The organism is Chryseobacterium sp. MA9 (assembly GCF_024399315.1).
GTDB lineage: Bacteria > Bacteroidota > Bacteroidia > Flavobacteriales > Weeksellaceae > Chryseobacterium.
On the sequence record NZ_CP075170.1, the window covers coordinates 4,627,723 to 4,648,568 of the forward strand.

Consider the following 20,846-nt stretch of genomic DNA (forward strand, 5'->3'; position numbering starts at 1 on the left):
CTTATTTAGATTCCTACGGAATGAGGCTATCCGGATAAACAATTATTCCAATTGTGTCATTCCGTAGGAATTCTGCTTAAATTATTTGAAAAAAATAATAATAAAGATCTCCAACAAATATTCCAATTGAAGATGCTCAATTCACCTCCTCCGGAAGGGGGCAAAAATTCAGAGAATTTTTGACAGGGTGGTTTATAAAATAAATTGAATAAAACTAAAAAAGCGGGTTTACCCCGCTTTAATACTACAAACTATACCCATTCTTTTTCGCAAGTTCAAGAATAGAACTCTCAATTGCTTTTCCAAGATCGTCAGAATCATCAGTCCCACGTTTCTTCATTTCTCCGTCAATATAGGTCTGACGTTTTTTGGAAAGGTCTTCAATTTCTTTCTGAATTTTATCACGAGCGGCAGATTTTTCCGTGATCATTTTTTGAATTTCTTCCTTGCTTTTTCCTTTCAGCTCGGCAGGAAGTTCACTTTCTTTTACATTGGCAATAAATCCGGCATCCTTTTCCGCTTTATCTACCAGATCCCAGTGATCATTTTTGTATGCATTCTTTTTAGATTTGGCAACGGCTCTTTCCACTAAGTTGGATGCTGATTGTGATTCTGCGTTTTTATCCTGCGTGATCTGCTTTAGTCTGTATTCTGAACCGTGATTTCCATAATAGATATACGTATCATTCAGTTTTGCATTATATTCGGAAATTCTGATATCATAAGGCGTTTCAATATAGATTACTTTTCTGTCACTGTCTATATTGAAATACTTTCCACCTCCCAATGATGCTCCGTTTTGCCAAAACGTCTGGATTCCTTCTTCCCGGCTTCCGCAGAAAATGGTATTGGTATAAATATTTTTATCCTTTGCTTTTGAAACAACATCTTTATAATTTATTTTTCCCTGATCAAATGCTTCATTCCCGGCAATATAAATCAGTTTCATACTTTTATCATTGCTGTCCCAGTTCAGGTTAACAGAAGCATCACGAATAACAGCACCGCAATATTCACTGCCGCCATTGGTTCTTAAGGCAAATAGTTTTTCGGAAATAAGATCAAGATCCTGAGTAAGAGGAGCAACCTGGCGGATGTAATTTTCATCACGGATTCCGTCGTTTCCATATTCATACAGGGCAATTTCAATCTGGGGAGCTTTTCCGTTGTATTTTAAAGTTGTTAATGTATTCACAATATTCCAGAGCCTGGATTTTGCCTGATCAATCAGCCCGTCCATACTATTGGAAGTATCCAGTAAAAGAGCGACCTGAATTTTATTGTCCTTTAGGGTTGAGCTGGCCGGAACTACTGCTGTTTTTTGTACTGGTAAATGACTGTCAACATTACTTTGTGTAGAGCGGCTGTCCGGAATATTACCGTGGCTTAAAAAAGCTGTACCCGCTGCAAGTGCTAAGATTTTTAAAGTTGTCATATTATTATTTTTTATAAGTTGTCTGCTGTAATTGGGTAATAGAAATTCAGAGGTTATTATTTTTAATTCCTAAAGTAAAATTATCCCTATTTATGACTGTAAATCGGGAAACTTGGTGAATCAGTAGTTTGACTTGGTGAACTTGGCAACAGATAAAAAAAGACAGCTCTAGAGGAACTGTCTTTTTTTTTTATCTGTTATTTTAAAGAATTTCGTATCGTGTTTTTATGCTGTATTTCAGCTTGATGTTTTCAATGTTATCAAAAGAATAATCTACCGGAGCATCAGCCATTTCCATCTGGATATTGCTTACTCTTCCTTTATAAGCTGCCGGCATGATCATATCGCTGGTGTAGTCTTCTATTTCTACAATTTCAATGGCATTTCCTGTCTTTTTACCCATGCTTTCCAGTAAATAATCTGCCTTTTCTTTTGCGGCTTTCAAAGCATTGATCTTAACTGCTTTTCTGAAATCTGCAATTTTAGTACTCTTTACCTCTGCAATGTTCAGGCTGCTTACCCATTTTTGATTCAGATCTTCAAAAATTTTGCTCAGACTTGATTTTGTGCTGGCTTTAAACTGATAGTTTTTAGAAAACTTAGCTGTTTTGGAATAAATATTCTGGTACATTGACTTGAACTTGATGTCTTCGTTCTTTACTCCTGCATTTTTTAAAGTTTCAAATAACTTCTTCTCATTATCCGCCAGATCATTTTTGTTATCTGCTTTTATTCCGATGCTGAAGATTATTTCATCCGGTTCTACTTCCATTTCGGCAACGCCCGTTACTTCAATTGCGTTTTTCTTTACTTCCTGAGCGTTTATAAAGCTTCCAAGAGTTAAAATTCCGATTAATAAAAAATGTTTCAATTTCATAATTTCCTGTTTTTTTAATTTTAAATTCTGATGTAAAATTACGACGATCAGAAGCCCAAAACAGGGAGACTTGGTGAAATGGAGCTTTCACTTGGTGAGTCTTTACAAAAAGAATAAAAGTGTCCTTTTGAACCATTAAGATGCTTTAAGTTATTTATATGACGGTGAGTATTCATTTTAACACACCTCAAACTGAGTCTTATGCTCACAGGATCAATGACTAAACTTGGTGAAAGAGATGCTTCACTTGGTGAATAGTTTTTGAGCAGACTATATATATGTATATCTTTGTTTTATGAAAATGCTTAAACTCTTTACTGTCTTTTTACTGGTGCTTTTGGGAAATACAATTTATTCCCAAACCACTAATAACAGCAGTGCCGCTGTGGAAGAAGTGCAGGTAGAAACGAAGAAGCTGAAAAAAGCAATGGATAAGAGAAATGAGCCTGCCCAGGCAGATTCTTATTATAATATCGGTGAAACATTTTTTAATGGAGGGAACTTCCCTAAAAGTGAAGAGTATTATACAAAAGCCAAAAAACTGTATGAAAAACTCAATGACAAACCCAATATTGAAAAAGCAACCCGAAGATTAGCCCAGTCACAGGAAAAACAGAATAAAATAACGCCTGCCATCAGCAATTACAGTATGGCAGCACAAGTGAGTTATAGCGAAAAAAGTAAAGCAGTGAATTCTAATGATGCTGCAAGACTTTCTTCTCCTACCCCCGAACTGAAAGCAGAAGCAATTCAGAATAATATCAATCTGACTAAAAAAGAAAATGAACAGGGAGATCTTGCGGAAAGCTATAGCCAGCTGGCTGATGTCAATCTGAAACAGAAAGATGTTTCCAGTGCCGAAGAAAATCTGAATACAGCTTATAAAATCTCTAAAAAAGAAGCTCCGCAGCAAGCTTTGGCCATCAATCAAAAACTTGCAGATCTCTACGTTGAAAACAAAAACTTTGAGAAAGCTATTGAAGCCAAAAAGAAGGTGCTGAAAGAAGACTTTGTAAAAGAAAATTCTCAGGAAAAAGTTAACCAGATCCAGGAGCTTGCAGATATTTATATTAAGAAAAATGATCCGAAAGAAGCAGTGGATCTGTTGAAAAATGCCTACGGAATTGCTTTGGACAAAGGGCATACATTAGAAGCGCAGAAAAGCGTAAAAAAGCTGGACAGTTTGTATGCTATTTCAGGTAATATTGATGCCTCCGTTCAATTGTACAGAGATTTTTTGGGAAAACTACCGAATCTTGTTTCCAAAGACAGAAGTCTTGTTGATAATAAAATTCTGGAAGATACAGAGCAGAGAATTTCACAGCTGGAAAAAGAAAGAGAGCTGAAAGACGAGCTTATCAGAAAGAAAAATGTCTTTAATTACAGCCTGATCGGAGTTTTAATTTTGCTGACCGGATTAGTTATCTTTATTTTCAGAACCCTGAAAAAGGTTCAGACGAAGAATAAAAAGATTGCACTTCAGTCGCTGCGCAGAGAGATGAATCCGCATTTTATTTTTAACAGTTTAAATAGTGTCAACCATTTTATAGCAACCAATAATGAACTGGAGGCCAACCAGTATCTGACAAAATTCTCTAAGCTGATGCGTGGCGTGATGGAGAACTCTACAGAAGATTTTATTCCTTTCCAGCAGGAGCTTGACCTTCTCCAAAATTATCTTGCCCTTGAAAAAACGCGTTTTGCTGATAAATTTGATTACGAGATTGCTGTAGATGAAGCACTTAATATGCAGAATCTGCAGATTCCGGGAATGCTGATACAGCCGTTTCTGGAAAATGCAATATGGCACGGACTCCGCTACAGAACAGAAAAAGGATTTTTAAAATTGAACTTTGAAAAAAATGAATCGCATCTGAAGATTCTTATCGAAGACAACGGAATAGGAATTGAAGAAAGTAAAAAGCAGAAAACCCAGCATCAGAAGACCAGAGAGGGAAGAGGAATGAAGAATACTGTGGAAAGAATTCAGCTTCTCAACGATTTGTATAAAAAAGATATTACCTGCTCTGTAAAAGATAAGGAAAATAATAGTGGCGTTTTGGTGACAATTCAAATCAATCTGAGCTAAGCTGAGTTCAATGGAAATGAAAGAAAATATAGCTCAGGAAGTTGTATGATTAGATTGTAAGATTGATTAAATATTCCTAATTTGCACTTGTAACCTATTGCCTGCTATTAATATCTGACGTAATGAAAATAAAAGCTGTAATTGTAGATGATGAACTCATAGCAAGAGAAGTTTTACGAAGCTATCTTACCAAATACTGCCCGCAGGTGGAAATCTTGGGTGAAGCTGAAAATATTAAAGAAGCCGTACCATTGATTACTGAAAAGCAGCCTCAATTGGTTTTTCTCGATGTAGAAATGCCTTTTGGAAATGCTTTTGACGTTCTGGAAGCTACCAAAGATTTCTCCTATGAAACCATTTTCATTACTGCATTTTCACAATACTCTTTGCAGGCATTAAACAAATCGGCAAGTTATTATATTTTAAAACCCATTGATATTCAGGAGCTGATTCTTGCGGTCAATAAAGTGTTGGAAAGCCTTGAGAAAAAAGAAGAGCTCAACCGGAATAAGATTCTGCTTGAAAATCTGAAATTAAAACCTGAAAAGCAGCAGTTGATTCTTCCAACCCTGCAGGGATTTGATGTTGTAAAGACTGAAGATATTGTGAGGCTTCAGGCTGATGGAAACTTTACGCAAGTCTATCTTACCAACGGTTCCAAGAAAATGGTGTGCCGGTTTTTAAAACATTTCGATGACCTGTTGGAAAACCCGTTTGTGAGAGTTCACCGTTCCCATATCATTAATACAGGTTTTGTAAAATCCTACCATAAAAGCGGAACCGTAATGTTGTCTGACGATACTGAAATTGAAGTTTCAGGAAGTTTTAAAGATAATTTCCTGAAAGTATTTTCATAGAATTCATTATTCCTTAAAAGATTTAAGGCATTATTTTTGAAGTTTTTATAAGAACCACACAAAAATATTCCCATCATGAAAACCATTCATAAAATTATACTTCCCGTTTCGTTAGGAGCATTGGGGCTTATTGTTTTCAATTCCTATTCTGTAAGAATTCCCAGAGGAGCATTTGCGGTAAAGAATTTTGATCTTAAAAAATATCTTGGCAGATGGTATGAGATAGCCCGTTTTGATTACAGGTTCGAAAAAAACATGGATAATGTTACCGCAGAATATACGGAGAATCCGGATGGAACAGTTCAGGTCAGAAATAAAGGTTATGACTACGTTAAAAAAGTATGGAATGAATCTATTGGTGAAGCAAAATTTGTAAAAGATACCACGGAAGCCCGGCTGAAAGTTTCATTTTTTAAACCAATCTGGGCTGGTTACAACGTTATAGATATTGATGAAGACTATCAATATGCTCTGGTGGCAGGAAGCAGTTTAAAATATTTATGGATTCTTTCTCGCACGCCGAACATTCCTGAAAGCATCCGCCAGCGTTTCATTCAGAAAGCAAAAAAAATCGGTTATAATACCGATGAACTGATCTGGGTGAAGCATAATCAATAAAAAGTAAAAGAGCAAAATCGTAGAAAAATTGATGATTTTCAGTGATTTTGCTCTCCTTCTCTTTAGTTTTTAATATACTCTTTCCATTCTTCAAAACGGTGGTCAATAACCTGTTTCATCAGATCATAGTTTTCGTAGGTGTCTTCGATGTGGTAGAATGTTTCATATTCATAGTCATTTTCCTCTGCTTTAGCATCAAAAATATTCACATAATCATCAGCAAACGAGCTGTATCTGTTTCCGAAATCGGTATCATCTGCGTAATAATCCTTTGCAAAAAGATTTCCCAGCTCATTCAGGTCATATTCTGAAAATTTTCCATCGCAGGAATCCATGATGAATTCTGCACCAGTAATTTCTCTGCGTTTTAATTTCTCAATTTTCTCTTCACTATCTTCTTTCAGTTCATCAGAAATCAGATCATTGTGAATGCACCAGTTCAGGAACATTCCTGTATGTGTTGCTCCGTTTTTATGAGGAAGCCCTTCAGGAAAATCACCACCATAATGCCATGAAGCATCATCATATTTAGACATAATTCTTATTGTTGTTTTAAATAAATTTCGTCAAAAATAGAAAAAATCAATTTATATTGCCGCTGCCACATAATTTTCCGTCATTTGCATAGAATTTTTTTCAACAAAAAAGCATATGGAAAAAGCTGTTCTGATTACCATTGGTGATGAAATCCTTTCGGGAAACACGGTAGATACCAATTCTAATTTTATTGCTGCTGAACTTAAAAACATAGGAATAAAAGTTACTCAGATTCTTACAATCTCAGACGAAATTGAAACCATTAAAGAAGCATTGAATGTTGCTTTTGAAGCAGGTGACTTAGTCATTACAACGGGGGGACTTGGGCCAACCAGAGATGACAAAACCAAAAAGGCACTGGCAGAGTATTTTAATGATGAAATTGCTTTGGATGAGGTAACATTCAATCATCTTAAAGGATATATGGAGAGAAGAGGAAGAGCAGATATTCTCGAAAGAAACAGAGAGCAGGCTTTTGTACCTACCAAATCCATCGTTTTTCAGAACCATTACGGAACGGCACCCTGTATGATGATGGAGCAGGACGGAAAGTTGTGCTATAGCCTTCCGGGAGTTCCTTACGAGGTGAAACCGCTTATTAAAGATCAGATTATTCCCTATTTACAGCAAAGATTCAGCCTTCATTATATCCATACAAGAATTGTTTCTGTGGTGGGAATTCCTGAGAGTATCCTTGCAGACATCATTGAAGATTGGGAACTGGCACTTCCGGAAAATACTGCACTGTCTTATCTTCCGGTGGGAACCCGTGTAAAGCTTCGTCTGACGGCTTCCGGTGAGAATGAAGAATTGCTGAAACAAAGAACAGAAGAAGAAATCCAGAAACTGCTTCCTCTGGTAGAAGGCCATGTAATTGCAGTATCTGAAGATAAAATTGAAAATATTCTTGCAGAAATGCTTACAGAAAGGAGCTTGACGATTTCAACTGCAGAGAGTTGTACCGGAGGTGAGCTGGCAAAAATGATCACTTCAGTTTCCGGCAGCTCAAAATATTTCCTTGGCGGAGTGGTGGCTTATGCTACAGAAAAAAAGATTAAAATTTTAAATGTTTCTAAAGAAACCGTAGATCATTTTACTGTGGTAAGTGAAGAGGTTGCTCAGGAAATGGCGAAAGGCTGTCAGGAATTATTTGAAACCCATATATCTCTTTCTACAACAGGCGTGGCTGGCCCGGGAAAAGGAGAAGACGGTAAAGATATAGGGACGGTTTACTATACCATAAGAATTAATGACAAAGCGGTAACGTCCAAATTATACATGCCGCATCTGGAAAGAGTAGATTTCATGGATTTCGTTTCCCAAAAGGTGATTCAGGATCTTGTAAGCCTTCTTATAAACAGTTAGATACATTTCTGTTTTTTAATTTTTTTTTAATTAATTTTAGTAGAGTTTTTCACACTTTTTGAGAGTCATTCAATAAATTTCAAAATCGTGGAAAATTCCAAACAGATTTTTCAGACCAACAGTAAGAAACGCTGGAAAAGTGTACAATGGGGAAGCCGTATTTTTATCTTTGTAGGAATACTGCTTTTGCTTGCTTTGGGGCTGATGATGACCCTGGACAGAAGTCCTAAAATTCCTTTTAAAGAAGATTATAAAGCTGTAATTACTGCTAATAAACCGTATCTTCAGGAGAACAAAATTTCCAAAGAATATAAAGGCTTCAGAAGCTTTATCTCGGAAAAGACAATCCATACCAACCTCGATAAAATTCAGAAGGCGAGAGCAGAAAGATATAAAAATCAGAACAGAAACTGGGCTCAGTTTCCAGGGGGAATCCGGTCTGCATTTTATGTGGCATGGGATCCTCAGTCTCTGATGTCTCTGAAACGAAATATCAGACACGTTAATCTGGTTTTCCCGGAATGGTTTTTCCTTGATCCCAAAACAGGTGATCTGAAAACCAATGTAGATCCGGAAGGATACAAAGTGATCAAAAGAACAGGAGTTGCCGCAATGCCAATGTTGAGTAACAACTCTGATCAGGAATTTCATTCAGAAGGATTAGTGAAAGTACTCAATGATCCTCAGAAAAGAACACATCTGATCCAAAAAATTACCCAGCAGTGTAAAAAATATCATTTCAAAGGAATTAATATTGACTTTGAGGACATGAACCTGAATTCTGATGAAAACCTGATTGCCTTTATGAAAGAACTTTCAGAAACTTTCAAAAAGAACCAGCTGCTGGTAACGATGGATATCATGACGGATAATGATGATTACAACATCCCCAGATTGAATCCTTATGTAGATTACTTCGTGCTGATGGCTTATGACGAATATTCTGCAGGAAGTGATGCCGGTCCGGTTTCTTCTCAAAAATGGATAGAAGAACAGACAGGAAAAATCGTAAAACAAACCTCTCCGCAAAAAATTATACTTGGCTTGGGAGCTTATGGATACGATTGGAGCTCCAATAAAGATGATAACACCTCTGTTACCTACATGCAGGCGATTACGAAAGCCAGTGCCAGCAAAGCCGTAATTGATTTTAATGACAATACTTTTAATTTAAATTATTCCTATACAGATTCTAAAAACCTCACTCATACCGTATTTTTCAATGATGCGGCTTCCATTTTCAATACAATGCGTTTTTCCTCAGAATATCCATTGGCGGGAACTGCACTCTGGAGACTGGGGAGTGAAGACAGCAGAGTCTGGAATTTCTATGATAAAGACCTTACGTTTGGCGGTCTTTCCAAACTGAACTTGAAAACCCTTGAAAATGTAAAAGGGCAGACGATGGTAGACTACATCGGAGACGGAGAAGTGCTGGATGTTCTGAATACACCTCATGATGGAAAAATAGCACTGGAAATTGATCCGAAAGAAAAAATAATCACAGATGAAAATTATATTACCTATCCAAGTTCTTACGAAGTAAAAAAATACGGAAGTGCTCCACAAAAAGAACTGGTGCTTACTTTTGATGACGGTCCGGACGAAACATATACTCCACAGATACTGGATGTGCTGTCTAAATACCATGTTCCGGCAGCTTTCTTTTTAGTAGGATTAAATGCAGAAAAGAATCTTCCGCTTGTTAAACGCATTTACCGTGAAGGACATGAGATCGGAAACCATACCTTCACCCATGAAAATGTAGCGAAAGTAAGTCCAGAAAGAGCCCTGCTGGAACTGAAACTGACAAGATTACTGATAGAATGCGTGACAGGGCACAGCACGATTCTGTTCAGAGCTCCATATAACGCAGACTCTGAGCCTACCACTTCGGAAGAGATTATCCCGGTAGCATTGGCAAGACAGCAAAATTATCTGGATATAGGGGAAAACATTGACCCTGAGGACTGGCAGCCGGGAATAAAAGCAGATGAAATTGTAAAACGTGTGATGGCCGGGCTCAAACTGCAGAGAGGGAATATCATCCTTCTTCATGATGCGGGCGGAGATACCAGAGAAGAAACAGTGAAAGCTTTAAAAATCCTGATCCCTACGCTTCAGAAACAGGGCTATCATTTTACAAATCTGACCAGTATTCTGCATAAAACCAGAAGCGAGCTGATGCCTGAGGTTCCGAAAACAAAGTCGTATTACATTATGCAGCTTAACCTTGTACTGGCCACCGTTATTTATGGAATAAGCCATTTTCTGGTTGCATTATTTACCATTTTTATCGTGTTAGGATTAATCAGACTGTTGTTGATGGCGTACTGGGCTTTTAAAGAAAGAAAAAAAGAAAAAAAACTGGGAGGATTTCCGGTTCTGGAATCCTATCCGAAAGTTTCCATTATTGTGCCTGCTTATAATGAAGAAGTGAATATTGTTTCTTCACTGCAGAATCTGTTGAAGCAGACCTATCCGAATTTTAACATCATTATGGTAGATGACGGAAGTAAGGATTCTACTTATGAAAAAGCATTGGAAGCATTCCCGGATCATCCGAAACTGAAAATTTTCACCAAAAGAAACGGTGGGAAAGCCACAGCTTTAAACTTCGGAATCTCAGAAACTGAAGCAGAATATGTAGTATGTATTGATGCTGATACCAAACTGCAGCAGGATGCTGTAAAATACCTGATTGCAAGATTTTTGAACTCAAATCCGGAAGAAAAAATTGCAGCCGTAGCAGGAAATGTGAAAGTAGGGAACAGAGTAAACTGGCTCACCAGATGGCAGGCTATAGAATATACAACAAGTCAGAATTTTGACAGACTGGCATACGCGAATATCAATGCGATTACTGTCATTCCGGGCGCTATCGGGGCATTCAAAAGATCTGTGATCATGGAAACCGGAGGCTATTCATCTGATACTTTAGCAGAAGATTGTGACATAACCGTGAAGATTTTAAAAGCAGGATATACGGTTGCCAATGAAAACAGAGCTGTTGCAGTTACTGAAGCTCCGGAAACTGCAAGCCAGTTTTTAAAACAGCGTTTCCGCTGGACATACGGGATTATGCAGATGTTCTGGAAACAGAGACAGACTTTCCTTAACCCCAAATATAAAGGATTGGGACTTTGGGCAATGCCGAATATTTTATTATTCCAATATATCATACCATTTCTCTCGCCATTGGCGGACGTGATTATGTTCTTTGGAATTCTATCCGGAAACGGAGATAAGATATTTACTTATTACCTGATTTTTCTTCTGGTGGACGCTTCCTTAGCTTTAGTGGCATTCATCATGCAGCGCGAAAAATTAATCAACCTGTTGTATATTATTCCGCAGAGATTCGGGTATAGATGGCTGATGTATATTGTATTGTTTAAAAGTTTAAGAAAAGCATTGAAAGGCGAAATGCAGTCCTGGGGATTTCTGAAAAGAACAGGGAATGTAAAAGAGATAGCAACTTCTTAAGAAGTTGGGGAACTGGGAGGAGGAAACTGAGAGTTATGAAAATCATATAATAACTTCCAGCTTCATTCTTCCAGCTTTTATAAATTCTTATCATGCTATGACGTTATTTGTTTAAATTTGTTTCCTTGAAAAGTAACAAATAAGAAATAAATCATACATATTCTAAAAATTGTTATCATAATGAAAAAAATAACGCTTTCTTTGTTTTTAATAGCAGGGATCTGCACTCAGACTACAATGAGCGCACAAGCTAAAGCTGCTAAAGTAGCAGTGAACAACACAGACAAAGGCTTAGACCTTAGCTTGATGGACACTTCAGTGCGTCCTCAGGATGATTTTTACAACTATGTGAGTGGAACTTGGATGAAAACTGCCAAAATTCCATCTGATAAACCAACTTGGGGAAGCTTCAACAAACTGGCTGAGGACACGGATAACAATTCCATGACAATCCTGAACTCTCTTTTGAAAGATAAATTTGCTGACGGAAGTGAAGGTAAAAAAATCCAGGATCTGTATGCTACTTACATGAACATGGAGAAGAGAAATGCTGATGGAATTAAACCTATTCAGGAAAACCTAAATAAAATTGATGCCATTAAAAACATGGCTGATCTTCAGAGCTATCTTACTTCTGTAACTAAAGAAGGTGAAAACGTTTTTTACGGTTGGGGAGTTGATGCAGATCTTAAAGATTCTAAGATGAATGCCGTTTACTTAGGAAACGCTTCTCTAGGTTTAGGAAGAGATTACTATCAGAAAGTAAACGAGAAAAATACAGAAGCTATTGCTGAATATCAGAAATATGTAGCTTCAATGCTAAAAGAATTAGGATACAAAAATGCTGATGAAGCAGCAAAAGGTATCGTTAACTTTGAAAAAAGTATTGCACAGACTTACCTTACAAACGAGCAGAGCCGTGATAACACGCTTCAGTACAATCCTAAGACGATGGCTGAACTTTCTGCACTGGTAAAAAATGTTGATCTTCCAGGTTACCTTAAAAAAGTAGGTGTAAATTCTGACAAAGTAATTATCAGTGAATTAGGATTCTATAAGAACTTTGATAAATTAATCAATGCTCAGAGCCTTCCTGTAATCAAAGATTATCTGAAGTTCCACATGATTCATGGAAGCGCTTCTTACTTAAGTGAAAATTTAGGAAACATGAAATTTGCCTTCTATGGTAAATATCTTAGAGGACAGCAGGAACAAAGAGCTCTTAATAAAAGAGGTTTTGAGCTGATCAACAGTACTTTGGGAGAAGCTTTCGGAAAATTATATGTTGAGAAATATTTCCCTGCTGAAGCAAAAGCTCAGATGGTAGAATTGATCGACTATTTAAAGAAAAGTTTCGCAGTTCATATCAATAACTTAGCCTGGATGTCTTCAACGACTAAGGAAAAAGCAATGCAGAAACTGAATAAGTTCACTGTAAAAGTTGCTTATCCTGACAAATGGAAAGACTATTCAAAGTTAAATATCCTTTCTGAAGCAAATGGTGGAAACCTTTACAAAAACCTTCAGAACATTGGAGAATGGCAGTATAACAAAGACTTAGCTAAAATTGGTAAGCCAGTAGATAAAACAGAATGGGGAATGACTCCACAGACTGTAAATGCATATTACAACCCGGTAAACAACGAGATTGTATTCCCTGCAGCAATCCTTCAGCCGCCATTCTTCAACCCTAAAGCTGATGCAGCTGTAAACTTTGGAGGTATTGGTGCTGTTATCGGTCACGAAATGAGCCACGGATTTGATGATTCAGGAGCACAGTTCGACGCAGACGGTAACCTGGTAGACTGGTGGACTCCGGAAGATAAAGCGAACTTTGAAAAAGCAACAAAAGCTCTTGCTTCTCAATATGACAAATATGAGCCTGTAAAAGGTACTTTTGTAAACGGTACTTTCACAAACGGTGAAAATATCGCTGACTTAGGTGGAGTAAACATCGCTTATGACGCTCTTCAGATGTATTTAAAAGACAAAGGAAACCCAGGGAAAATCAGTGGATTTTCTCAGGATCAGAGATTCTTCTTAAGCTGGGCTACAGTTTGGAGAACATTGTCAAGCGAGAAATATATGGTGAATCAGGTGAAAACAGACCCGCACTCTCCTGGATATTTCAGAAGTTTTGGTCCGCTAATCAACGTTGATGCCTTCTACAAAGCATTCGATGTGAAAAAAGGAGACAAATTATATAAAACTCCGGAAGACAGAATCAAAATCTGGTAAAAATAACAACCGCTCAGCAATGGGCGGTTTTGTTTTTTTAGGTAGCAGGTGGCAGATGTTAGGTAGTAGGTGACAGGAGCTAGGAATTAGGAGATCAGCAGACTTCTATTCGTAATAACGGCTTCCATCATTCCCCTCCCTCGGAGGGGTGGTAAAAATTCAAAGAATTTTTGACGGGGTAGTTCTAAACTAACATTAAACCCTGAATTATCAATTATCATTCATTACATATCACTAAAGTTTGTATATTTGATAAGTTTGTGTAAAATCAAAAATTATCTTTAATGAAAAAGCTAAATATTGGAATACTTGCTCTTTCGGGTATTGTATTTCTTAATTCGTGTGGTGCAGCTAAGACTGCAGGGACAGACAATAAAACTGAAGCTACAGCAAAAGTGGCTGAACCGGTAAAAGAAGAAGCAAAAGAGGAGGGGATTAATTTATCATATATGGATACCAGTGTCCGTCCACAGGATGACTTTTTTAGCTATGTGAATGGGAATTGGGTAAAGACTACTCAGATTCCTTCCGATAAAGCCAATTGGGGTTCTTTCAATGCGTTGAGAGAAAATGTGGATGATGCTTCATTAGATATTTTAAACAAAATTCTTACAGAATCATATCCAGCCGGATCTGAAGGGCAGAAAATCCAGAATTTGTATGCCTCTTTTATGGATACCAACAAGAGGAATGCAGAAGGCCTGGCGCCTATCAAAGCTGATCTTGCCAAAGTAGATGCTATTAAAAGTCTTGGTGACCTTCAGAAATACCTTTTGGATGCTACAAGATTAGGTGATAACTCTTTCTACGGATGGAGAGTGGGTGCTGATATGAAGAATTCCAATATGAATGCAGTGTATCTTGGTGGTCCTGATCTGGGATTGGGAAGAGATTATTATCAGAAAGTAAACGAAGCCAATACTAAAACACTGGCAGAATACCAGACTTACGTTGGAAAACTATTCGGAGTTTTAGGATATAAAAATACTACTCAGGCTGCACAGAATGTGGTAGACTTTGAAAAGCAGCTTGCTAACTACTTATTAACGCTTGAGCAGAACAGAGATGCCAATTTAAGATACAATCCTAAAAATGTATCTGAATTATCAGGGCTTGTTAAGAATGTAGACTTTGCAAAATATCTGAAAGATGCAGGCGTAAATACAGACAGAGTAATCATCGGAGAACTGAAATACTACCAGAATATGGATCAGTTCATTACACAGAAAAATCTTCCTTTGCTGAAAGACTATCTTAAATACCATATCATCAATGGAAATGCGAGCAATCTGGATGACAGCTTAGAGCAGATCAGATTTGATTTCTATGCTAAATATTTACAGGGCCAGAAAGAGCAGCGTCCGATGAACAAAAGAGGGCTTACCCTTGTGAATGGTGTTCTTGGAGAAGCTTTCGGGAAACTGTATGTAGACAAATATTTTACTCCGGAAGCTAAAAAGCAGATGGAGACCTATATTGATTACCTTTTAAAATCATTCAAAACGCACATCGCCAATATAGACTGGATGTCTCCTGAAACTAAAGTAAAAGCTCAGGAAAAACTATCCAAGTTTACCGTGAAAATCGCTTATCCTGATAAATGGAAAGATTATACCCAATTGAAAGTAGACTCCCCAAAAGAAGGTGCCACACTATATTCTAACCTTCAGAATGTAGCTGCATGGCAGTATCAGAGAAGTTTAGATAAAGTAGGAAAACCTGTTGACAAAACAGAATGGGGAATGTCTCCACAAACTGTGAATGCATACTACAGCGGATCAAACAACGAAATTGTGTTCCCTGCAGCTATTCTTCAGCCGCCTTTCTATAACCCTAAAGCTGATGCCGCAGTAAACTTCGGAGGTATTGGAGCCGTTATCGGTCACGAAATTTCTCACGGATTTGATGACAGTGGTTCCCGTTTCGATGGAGATGGTAACCTTAATAACTGGTGGAGTGATGCAGACCGTAAAAACTTTGATGCAAAAGTGGGTCAGCTGGCAGCTCAGTACAGTGCTTACGAACCTGTAAAAGGAAGCTTCGTAAACGGTAAATTTACAAGTGGTGAAAACATCGGTGACTTAGGTGGAGTAGCTGTTGCTTACGACGCCCTTCAAATGTATTTAAAAGATAAAGGAAACCCCGGTAAGATCAGCGGATTCACTCAGGATCAGAGATTTTTTATGAGCTGGGCTACTGTTTGGAGAACAAAAGCTACCGATCAGTACATGATCAATCAGGTGAAAACAGACCCGCACTCTCCGGGAATGTTCAGAGCTTTTGGGCCACTGGTAAACCAGGATTCATTCATCAAAGCATTTGATATCAAACCGGGAGATAAACTATATAAAGCTCCTCAGGACAGAATAAAAATCTGGTAATTTTACCTGAAAATTGTTAGAAAAGAAAGAATCCGCCTCAATGTGAGACGGATTCTCTTTTTTAATATTCTTTCTTATAATTCCGGAGCACAAATTTTATTCCGGTTTCTATAATGTCTCCCATTGTTGTGCAATACTTGAAATTTACATCATAAGTAAGTTTTTGTAAAGCTGTTTTTAGTTCTGTAACATTGGCTTCCGGTGCAATATTATCTTTTTTCATAATAGAAATAAGTTCATCGAATCTGTTTTGGCTGCTCGTCACTCTTTTTACGATTTGTGAACGTACTTCTTTACGGTATTGCTCTATAGAGCTGGGTTTCAGTTTTTCCAGTACCATATTCACCATTTGACTGTTTTCTTTGAAATACTGTGGAAGATAGACTTTCAGATTTCCCTCATAAGACTGCTGGTCAAAATCAATGGGACGAATTCTGTAAATTACCTGGTCGAAATCATGTATGGGAATAACAACATAATTATAGGAACGCATATCACCAAGAAGCCCGATAAGACAACGTTCATTGAATTTCACAAATTCCTTGGAAATCTGTGCCTTTTCCAATTCCGTACAGCTGAACATATGCTTCTGAATAAAAACATCCCCGGGAATTCCTAAAATATGCTCTTCAATCAAAGTGTTTTTATAAACCAGAAAATTAATTCGGTTGGGAGAAAGCAGGTCTTCAAGTTCCAGCCCGAATATTCGGGAAGCATCTGCCTGTTTAATATAAAAATAAGTATAATTATCATTAAGGATATTTCTCACCCGAACCCGAAAAGGTTTAGAATTTCCGAAGGTACAAAAGTCGATCGTATCCACTTTCAGATAAGGTAAAGTAGCGATGTCTCCATCAGAATGAAGGAGGGTATAAATCTTATTTAAATTTGCCTCTATTTCTTTAAACTCAAATTCAGGATATAATACACCAAGCCACAAAGTATCTTTTCCGTCTTTATCCAGAATACTCACACTGTCACTGAACCTTAGAAGGTCTTCGTACAAAAACTTAATCTTGGTAGTTCGGTTATATTTTTCCAAATATTGCTGTAATGCTTCTGAAACTGGAAATATCGGTTTTCTGAACGCTATTTTTACATCTTTCATGACACTGTTCACTTTCATTAAATATAAAGAATATTTTTTGTAATAATTGAGGAATCCTTATTTTAACATTCATTGGATACTTTTGTATAAGAATAAAGCGAACAAAAATTTTATTTATTTTTTCTTGAATTTTTTTATTTATTTTTTCATAGCTTAGTGATATCGTAATATGGTGATTTTATGTTGAATAAATGTAGATAAATTTAGATGATTCAAGAAAAATCTTAGTAAAATTTTTTATGTTACAGTTTTTTTTTAAATTTAAACACTGGATTGGTAATTTATTTGATTCATCTGTAAATTACTCAAAGACAGATCCAAACCAAAATAAGAAATCTCAAAATAACAATAATATGGCAATGTTTAATTATGGTGTTGGCGGAAACGAAGTAAAAGTAGACGCTAATGAAGCTATTCAGGAAATACAGGAAAATAAATCACTGATAGTAAGCCAGCTTACAACAGAAGAGTCTTATACCCCTGAAATCGTAACAGGATTAAAAACAGTGGAAGACGTTTTCAAACATTTTCAGCCTTCAATATCGGTACAACACGAAACAGAAGACGGAGGAATGGTAGAAGAAGAATTCCGTTTTCAAAACCTTGGAGACTTTACCCCTAAAAGCCTTACTCAGAAGTCAGATTATCTGCAGCAGCTGAGCATGGAGCAGGAGCAGTACAACAAAATAGTACGTCAGCTGAAAACAAACAAAATTCTACGCAATATGCTGGAGAACGATCAGACAAGAGCGGCGTTCATAGATGTATTGAAAGAAGTGGCACAAGAACTTGAAAAATAATTAAAGACTTACATTAAATCATGGATAGCAAATTACAGGCACAAGAAAGCCAGCAGCAGGGTCAGCAGCAACACTCGGGACAACCGAAAGGCAACCCGCTTGCAGAGCTCAATAAAATGGGAGGATTTGGCTTTGTTGAATCCGTTGTAGACGGTATTGCCAATATGAACCCAACAAGAAAGGCAAGAAAAGAAATCTTCCTGAATGACAGCAATAAAGCAGATGAAAGAAAAGAACTTCTTCAGAAGATCAATCTTTGGGTAAACCTTTTAGAAGGTAATGAATCTGCTGATAAAATGGCCGATACGTGCAAGAGTAAAGCACAGCAGGCCGACCAAAACTTAAAGACAAACTTAAAAAATACACTGGATGCTGTTCGTCTGTTGGAAACCAACTACAGAACAGTAGCTCAATTCTACAAAAACACAGAATTGGATAAAGTGGACAACGTAAGTATTGTAAACGCAAGCATTGAACAGGTTTCAGATTTGGACAATCCTCTGTTCATTGATGCAATCTCAGAAGAATTTAAAAATTACTACGACCGTCTTGACCTTAGAGATAACTACTCCATCCTTGCAATACCAGGATATTTAGGATCCAATAAGGTAATCGAGAAATGGGCAAAAATCTGTAACGAAAACAAAGTAATGATGGTTACAGACTTCGCCAACCTTGATAAGCCGGATGACGTGGTAGATTTATTCCACTCTGCCAACCTTACAGGAGGTGAACTTCACAGAAGTAACGTTATTATGACGTGTAACTGGCTGGTAGGACGTGGTAAAGCTGAAGAAGTAGGGGAAGAAGAAAACGTAGAACTTCCACCTTCCACTTCATTAGCCGGAAAAATCCATAAAACCCTGATGTCTCAGGTAGCAGCAGGTAAAAAACATGGTAACATCAACGAAGTAGACGCTGTAAAATTTGAATTGAAGAAAAGTGAAATTTCTCAGCTGGAAAAAATGGGTCTTGTACCAATGGTAAACGAGTACGGAAAAATTATGGCTTTCTCTGCGAAGACATTATTTACAGGAGACAATATCGGTCTTCAGACGTATTCCGTAGTTCGTGTATTCGACTATGTGACTAAAGTATTACTTGACTTCCTTAACAGAAGAGCTTTCGAAAACTGGAATGCTAAAAACGAAGATGATTTGAGAAGACAGATCGTAACCTTCCTTGATAATATCAAAGGACCGGACAAATTGATCGAAAAATTCAAAATTGTTCGTTTCGAGCAGGATAGAGTAAACAAAGACAGAGTATGGCTGGATATCCGTATGACACCTTATTTCCCTACAAAGAGTTTTGTTATTAAACTTGACGGACACAAAGGAGATGATGGAAACGAATGGGATGCAGAATACACTCAGGAGTAACATAAACGTACTTTATATAACAAAAACCGATGCAATTTTACATCGGTTTTTTTTCAACCAACACCTATGAAATTTAATATGAATAAGAAACTTATCATTAGCTTACCTGCTATATTAATGGTGATTTTGATAAGCTGTGAAAAAAAATACCAAAGTCCCGGACAATACGAAAACGATCTTTTTGCAGACGAACATCAGGAAGGAAAAGCATACATCATGAATAAGGACGAATGCTTTGATGGCAGTGAGCTTGTCATCTCAAGTTCAGATGTAAAACTGACAGACAGTTCCAAAGGCCGTGGAAAATCATTCTTCCTTTACAAAGTAAGATCAGGAAAAGTATTGAAAACAGTAAGAGATTCCACCGTAGAAATGCCAATGCTGTTTTTGTCCCAATATAAATTAAAGATAAAAAATACTGATTCCATGTATGTTTATCTGAAAAAACTGGAAGGGTACCGTTTTATAGCTAAAGACAGAAACCTTAAATATGAATGGTTAAAAGCAGCGCCCGTATATTCCGTAAAAGCTGATAAATAAATTTTATCTTTGCAAATTGAAAATGCTTCGTAAGTTATGTTCATGAAGTATCTCATAAAAAGCAAAATAAAAATTTTTGGAGAAGGATAACAGCAATTCAGATTTTCTACACATTGGCAGCAAAATTCTGGGATGGTACAGTAATAATGCAAGAGATCTGCCTTTCAGACAGACAAAAGATCCGTACAAAATCTGGATCTGTGAAATTGTATTTCAGCAGACGAGGATCAGTCAGGGACTAAATCATTACAATAATTTCATTAAAAGATTTCCCGATGTAAAAACGCTGGCGGAAGCTGAGGAAAATGAAGTTTTACTTTATTGGAAAGGATTAGGCTATTATTCAAGGGCCATCAATATTCATAAAGCTTCCCAACAGATCATGAATGATTATCAGGGTGTGTTTCCCAATCAGTATGAAGAAATTCTAAAATTAAAAGGAGTAGGGAAATATACTGCTGCGGCTGTTTCAAGCATATGTTTTGGTGGAAGAATGCCCGCTGTTGACGGGAATTTCTACCGCGTTCTGAGTCGCCTTTTTGCAGATGATTTTGATATTTCGAATTCAAGAGCCTTCACTTATTTTTCTGAACTGGCTGCTTTGGTGATGCCGGAAAATGTGGGTGATTTTAATCAGGCGATGATGGACATAGGTTCAGAAATCTGTAAGCCCAAAAATCCACTTTGCGGGGAGTGTCCTGTGAATGAAGACTGCCTTGCATTTTCTATGCAGAAAACTTCAGACTATCCGGTAAAAACAAAAAAAATAAAAGCAGAAGATCTTGCTTTGACCTATTATTTTGTTCATAGAAACGGAAAGTTTTTAATTCGTCAGAGAAAAGATGATTTCATTTGGAAAAAACTGTTTGAATTTCCTGACACTATTTCTTCGGAAATGGAAGCATTCATTACAGGTTCAAAAACAGTCAATCATAAATTGACTCATAAGAATTTAAGTATTGAAATATTGAATGTTGAAGTCACTTCAGAAAAGATATGGAATGATTTTATAGCTGAAAATCAATACCTGATTACAGATGTTGAAGGCTCTCATGAAAAATCGTTTCCAAAGCCTCTGGAAAATTACATTCAAAACTCTCTGAAAGACTGAAATTTGTCTTCTGAAATCTGAA

At 37.1% G+C, this 20,846-nt stretch carries 15 protein-coding genes; 11 read left to right on the plus strand and 4 right to left on the minus strand.

Going from position 1 to position 20,846, the window contains the following annotated elements:
- Window positions 1–244 precede the first annotated feature (244 nt).
- Window positions 245–1,435, minus strand: a complete 1,191-nt coding sequence (locus KIK00_RS21225) for a VWA domain-containing protein (RefSeq protein WP_255814255.1) — start codon at window positions 1,433–1,435, stop codon at window positions 245–247.
- A 202-nt stretch (window positions 1,436–1,637) separates the two neighbouring features.
- Entirely contained in the window at window positions 1,638–2,312 is a 675-nt protein-coding gene (locus KIK00_RS21230) for an SIMPL domain-containing protein (protein WP_255814256.1), read from the minus strand.
- Window positions 2,313–2,607: 295 nt separating this feature from the next.
- On the opposite strand from KIK00_RS21230, the gene KIK00_RS21235 reads away from it, so the two are divergent.
- The 3 genes from KIK00_RS21235 to KIK00_RS21245 all read left to right on the plus strand — a co-directional run bounded on the left by KIK00_RS21235 (window position 2,608) and on the right by KIK00_RS21245 (window position 5,876).
- Window positions 2,608–4,401, plus strand: coding sequence for a histidine kinase (locus tag KIK00_RS21235; RefSeq protein WP_255814257.1), 1,794 nt, complete (start codon window positions 2,608–2,610; stop codon window positions 4,399–4,401).
- A gap of 122 nt (window positions 4,402–4,523) precedes the next feature.
- Entirely contained in the window at window positions 4,524–5,258 is a 735-nt protein-coding gene (locus KIK00_RS21240) for a LytTR family DNA-binding domain-containing protein (protein WP_255814258.1), read from the plus strand.
- A gap of 75 nt (window positions 5,259–5,333) precedes the next feature.
- Window positions 5,334–5,876 carry a lipocalin family protein gene (locus tag KIK00_RS21245; RefSeq protein ID WP_255814259.1) on the plus strand — a complete coding sequence of 181 codons (543 nt, stop codon included), beginning with the start codon at window positions 5,334–5,336 and terminating at the stop codon, window positions 5,874–5,876.
- A 62-nt stretch (window positions 5,877–5,938) separates the two neighbouring features.
- Here KIK00_RS21245 and KIK00_RS21250 read toward each other — a convergent pair whose 3' ends face one another.
- The gene (locus KIK00_RS21250) at window positions 5,939–6,412 is read right to left on the minus strand and encodes a hypothetical protein (RefSeq protein WP_255814260.1); all 474 of its coding nucleotides are present in this window, start codon (window positions 6,410–6,412) and stop codon (window positions 5,939–5,941) included.
- Window positions 6,413–6,527: 115 nt separating this feature from the next.
- Between KIK00_RS21250 and KIK00_RS21255 the strand changes: the two genes are divergently transcribed.
- The 4 genes from KIK00_RS21255 (at window position 6,528) to KIK00_RS21270 (ending at window position 15,883) form a co-directional block, all read left to right on the plus strand.
- Complete coding sequence (locus KIK00_RS21255) at window positions 6,528–7,778, plus strand: CinA family nicotinamide mononucleotide deamidase-related protein (RefSeq protein WP_255814261.1); 1,251 nt, start codon at window positions 6,528–6,530, stop codon at window positions 7,776–7,778.
- Window positions 7,779–7,865: 87 nt separating this feature from the next.
- Window positions 7,866–11,264 (plus strand): polysaccharide deacetylase family protein, encoded by a 3,399-nt coding sequence (locus KIK00_RS21260; RefSeq protein WP_255814262.1) that lies wholly within the window; start codon window positions 7,866–7,868, stop codon window positions 11,262–11,264.
- 180 nt (window positions 11,265–11,444) lie between these two features.
- Window positions 11,445–13,502 carry a M13 family metallopeptidase gene (locus KIK00_RS21265; protein ID WP_370647719.1) on the plus strand — a complete coding sequence of 686 codons (2,058 nt, stop codon included), beginning with the start codon at window positions 11,445–11,447 and terminating at the stop codon, window positions 13,500–13,502.
- A gap of 284 nt (window positions 13,503–13,786) precedes the next feature.
- Complete coding sequence (locus tag KIK00_RS21270) at window positions 13,787–15,883, plus strand: M13 family metallopeptidase (protein WP_255814263.1); 2,097 nt, start codon at window positions 13,787–13,789, stop codon at window positions 15,881–15,883.
- Between the two features lie 61 nt (window positions 15,884–15,944).
- Here KIK00_RS21270 and KIK00_RS21275 read toward each other — a convergent pair whose 3' ends face one another.
- The gene (locus KIK00_RS21275) at window positions 15,945–16,991 is read right to left on the minus strand and encodes a hypothetical protein (protein ID WP_255816692.1); all 1,047 of its coding nucleotides are present in this window, start codon (window positions 16,989–16,991) and stop codon (window positions 15,945–15,947) included.
- 353 nt (window positions 16,992–17,344) lie between these two features.
- On the opposite strand from KIK00_RS21275, the gene KIK00_RS21280 reads away from it, so the two are divergent.
- The 4 genes from KIK00_RS21280 (at window position 17,345) to mutY (ending at window position 20,824) form a co-directional block, all read left to right on the plus strand.
- Window positions 17,345–17,791, plus strand: a complete 447-nt coding sequence (locus tag KIK00_RS21280; protein WP_172625737.1) for a type VI secretion system contractile sheath small subunit — start codon at window positions 17,345–17,347, stop codon at window positions 17,789–17,791.
- A gap of 20 nt (window positions 17,792–17,811) precedes the next feature.
- Window positions 17,812–19,173 (plus strand): DUF5458 family protein, encoded by a 1,362-nt coding sequence (locus KIK00_RS21285; RefSeq protein WP_255814264.1) that lies wholly within the window; start codon window positions 17,812–17,814, stop codon window positions 19,171–19,173.
- 78 nt (window positions 19,174–19,251) lie between these two features.
- Window positions 19,252–19,713, plus strand: a complete 462-nt coding sequence (locus KIK00_RS21290) for a hypothetical protein (RefSeq protein WP_255814265.1) — start codon at window positions 19,252–19,254, stop codon at window positions 19,711–19,713.
- A 76-nt stretch (window positions 19,714–19,789) separates the two neighbouring features.
- Window positions 19,790–20,824 (plus strand): A/G-specific adenine glycosylase, encoded by a 1,035-nt coding sequence (mutY, locus tag KIK00_RS21295; RefSeq protein WP_255814266.1) that lies wholly within the window; start codon window positions 19,790–19,792, stop codon window positions 20,822–20,824.
- Window positions 20,825–20,846: the final 22 nt, after the last annotated feature.

Excerpts from the sequence above, each read along its gene's own strand:
- KIK00_RS21240 (WP_255814258.1), top strand. The coding sequence starts at position 4,524 with ATGAAAATAAAAGCTGTAATTGTAGATGATGAACTCATAGCAAGAGAA.
- KIK00_RS21230 (WP_255814256.1), bottom strand. The coding sequence starts at position 2,312 with ATGAAATTGAAACATTTTTTATTAATCGGAATTTTAACTCTTGGAAGC.
- KIK00_RS21280 (WP_172625737.1), top strand. The coding sequence starts at position 17,345 with ATGGCAATGTTTAATTATGGTGTTGGCGGAAACGAAGTAAAAGTAGAC.
- KIK00_RS21285 (WP_255814264.1), top strand. The coding sequence starts at position 17,812 with ATGGATAGCAAATTACAGGCACAAGAAAGCCAGCAGCAGGGTCAGCAG.
- KIK00_RS21250 (WP_255814260.1), bottom strand. The coding sequence starts at position 6,412 with ATGTCTAAATATGATGATGCTTCATGGCATTATGGTGGTGATTTTCCT.
- KIK00_RS21275 (WP_255816692.1), bottom strand. The coding sequence starts at position 16,991 with ATGAAAGATGTAAAAATAGCGTTCAGAAAACCGATATTTCCAGTTTCA.
- KIK00_RS21245 (WP_255814259.1), top strand. The coding sequence starts at position 5,334 with ATGAAAACCATTCATAAAATTATACTTCCCGTTTCGTTAGGAGCATTG.
- KIK00_RS21270 (WP_255814263.1), top strand. The coding sequence starts at position 13,787 with ATGAAAAAGCTAAATATTGGAATACTTGCTCTTTCGGGTATTGTATTT.
- KIK00_RS21255 (WP_255814261.1), top strand. The coding sequence starts at position 6,528 with ATGGAAAAAGCTGTTCTGATTACCATTGGTGATGAAATCCTTTCGGGA.
- KIK00_RS21235 (WP_255814257.1), top strand. The coding sequence starts at position 2,608 with ATGAAAATGCTTAAACTCTTTACTGTCTTTTTACTGGTGCTTTTGGGA.
- KIK00_RS21265 (WP_370647719.1), top strand. The coding sequence starts at position 11,445 with ATGAAAAAAATAACGCTTTCTTTGTTTTTAATAGCAGGGATCTGCACT.
- KIK00_RS21290 (WP_255814265.1), top strand. The coding sequence starts at position 19,252 with ATGAATAAGAAACTTATCATTAGCTTACCTGCTATATTAATGGTGATT.
- KIK00_RS21225 (WP_255814255.1), bottom strand. The coding sequence starts at position 1,435 with ATGACAACTTTAAAAATCTTAGCACTTGCAGCGGGTACAGCTTTTTTA.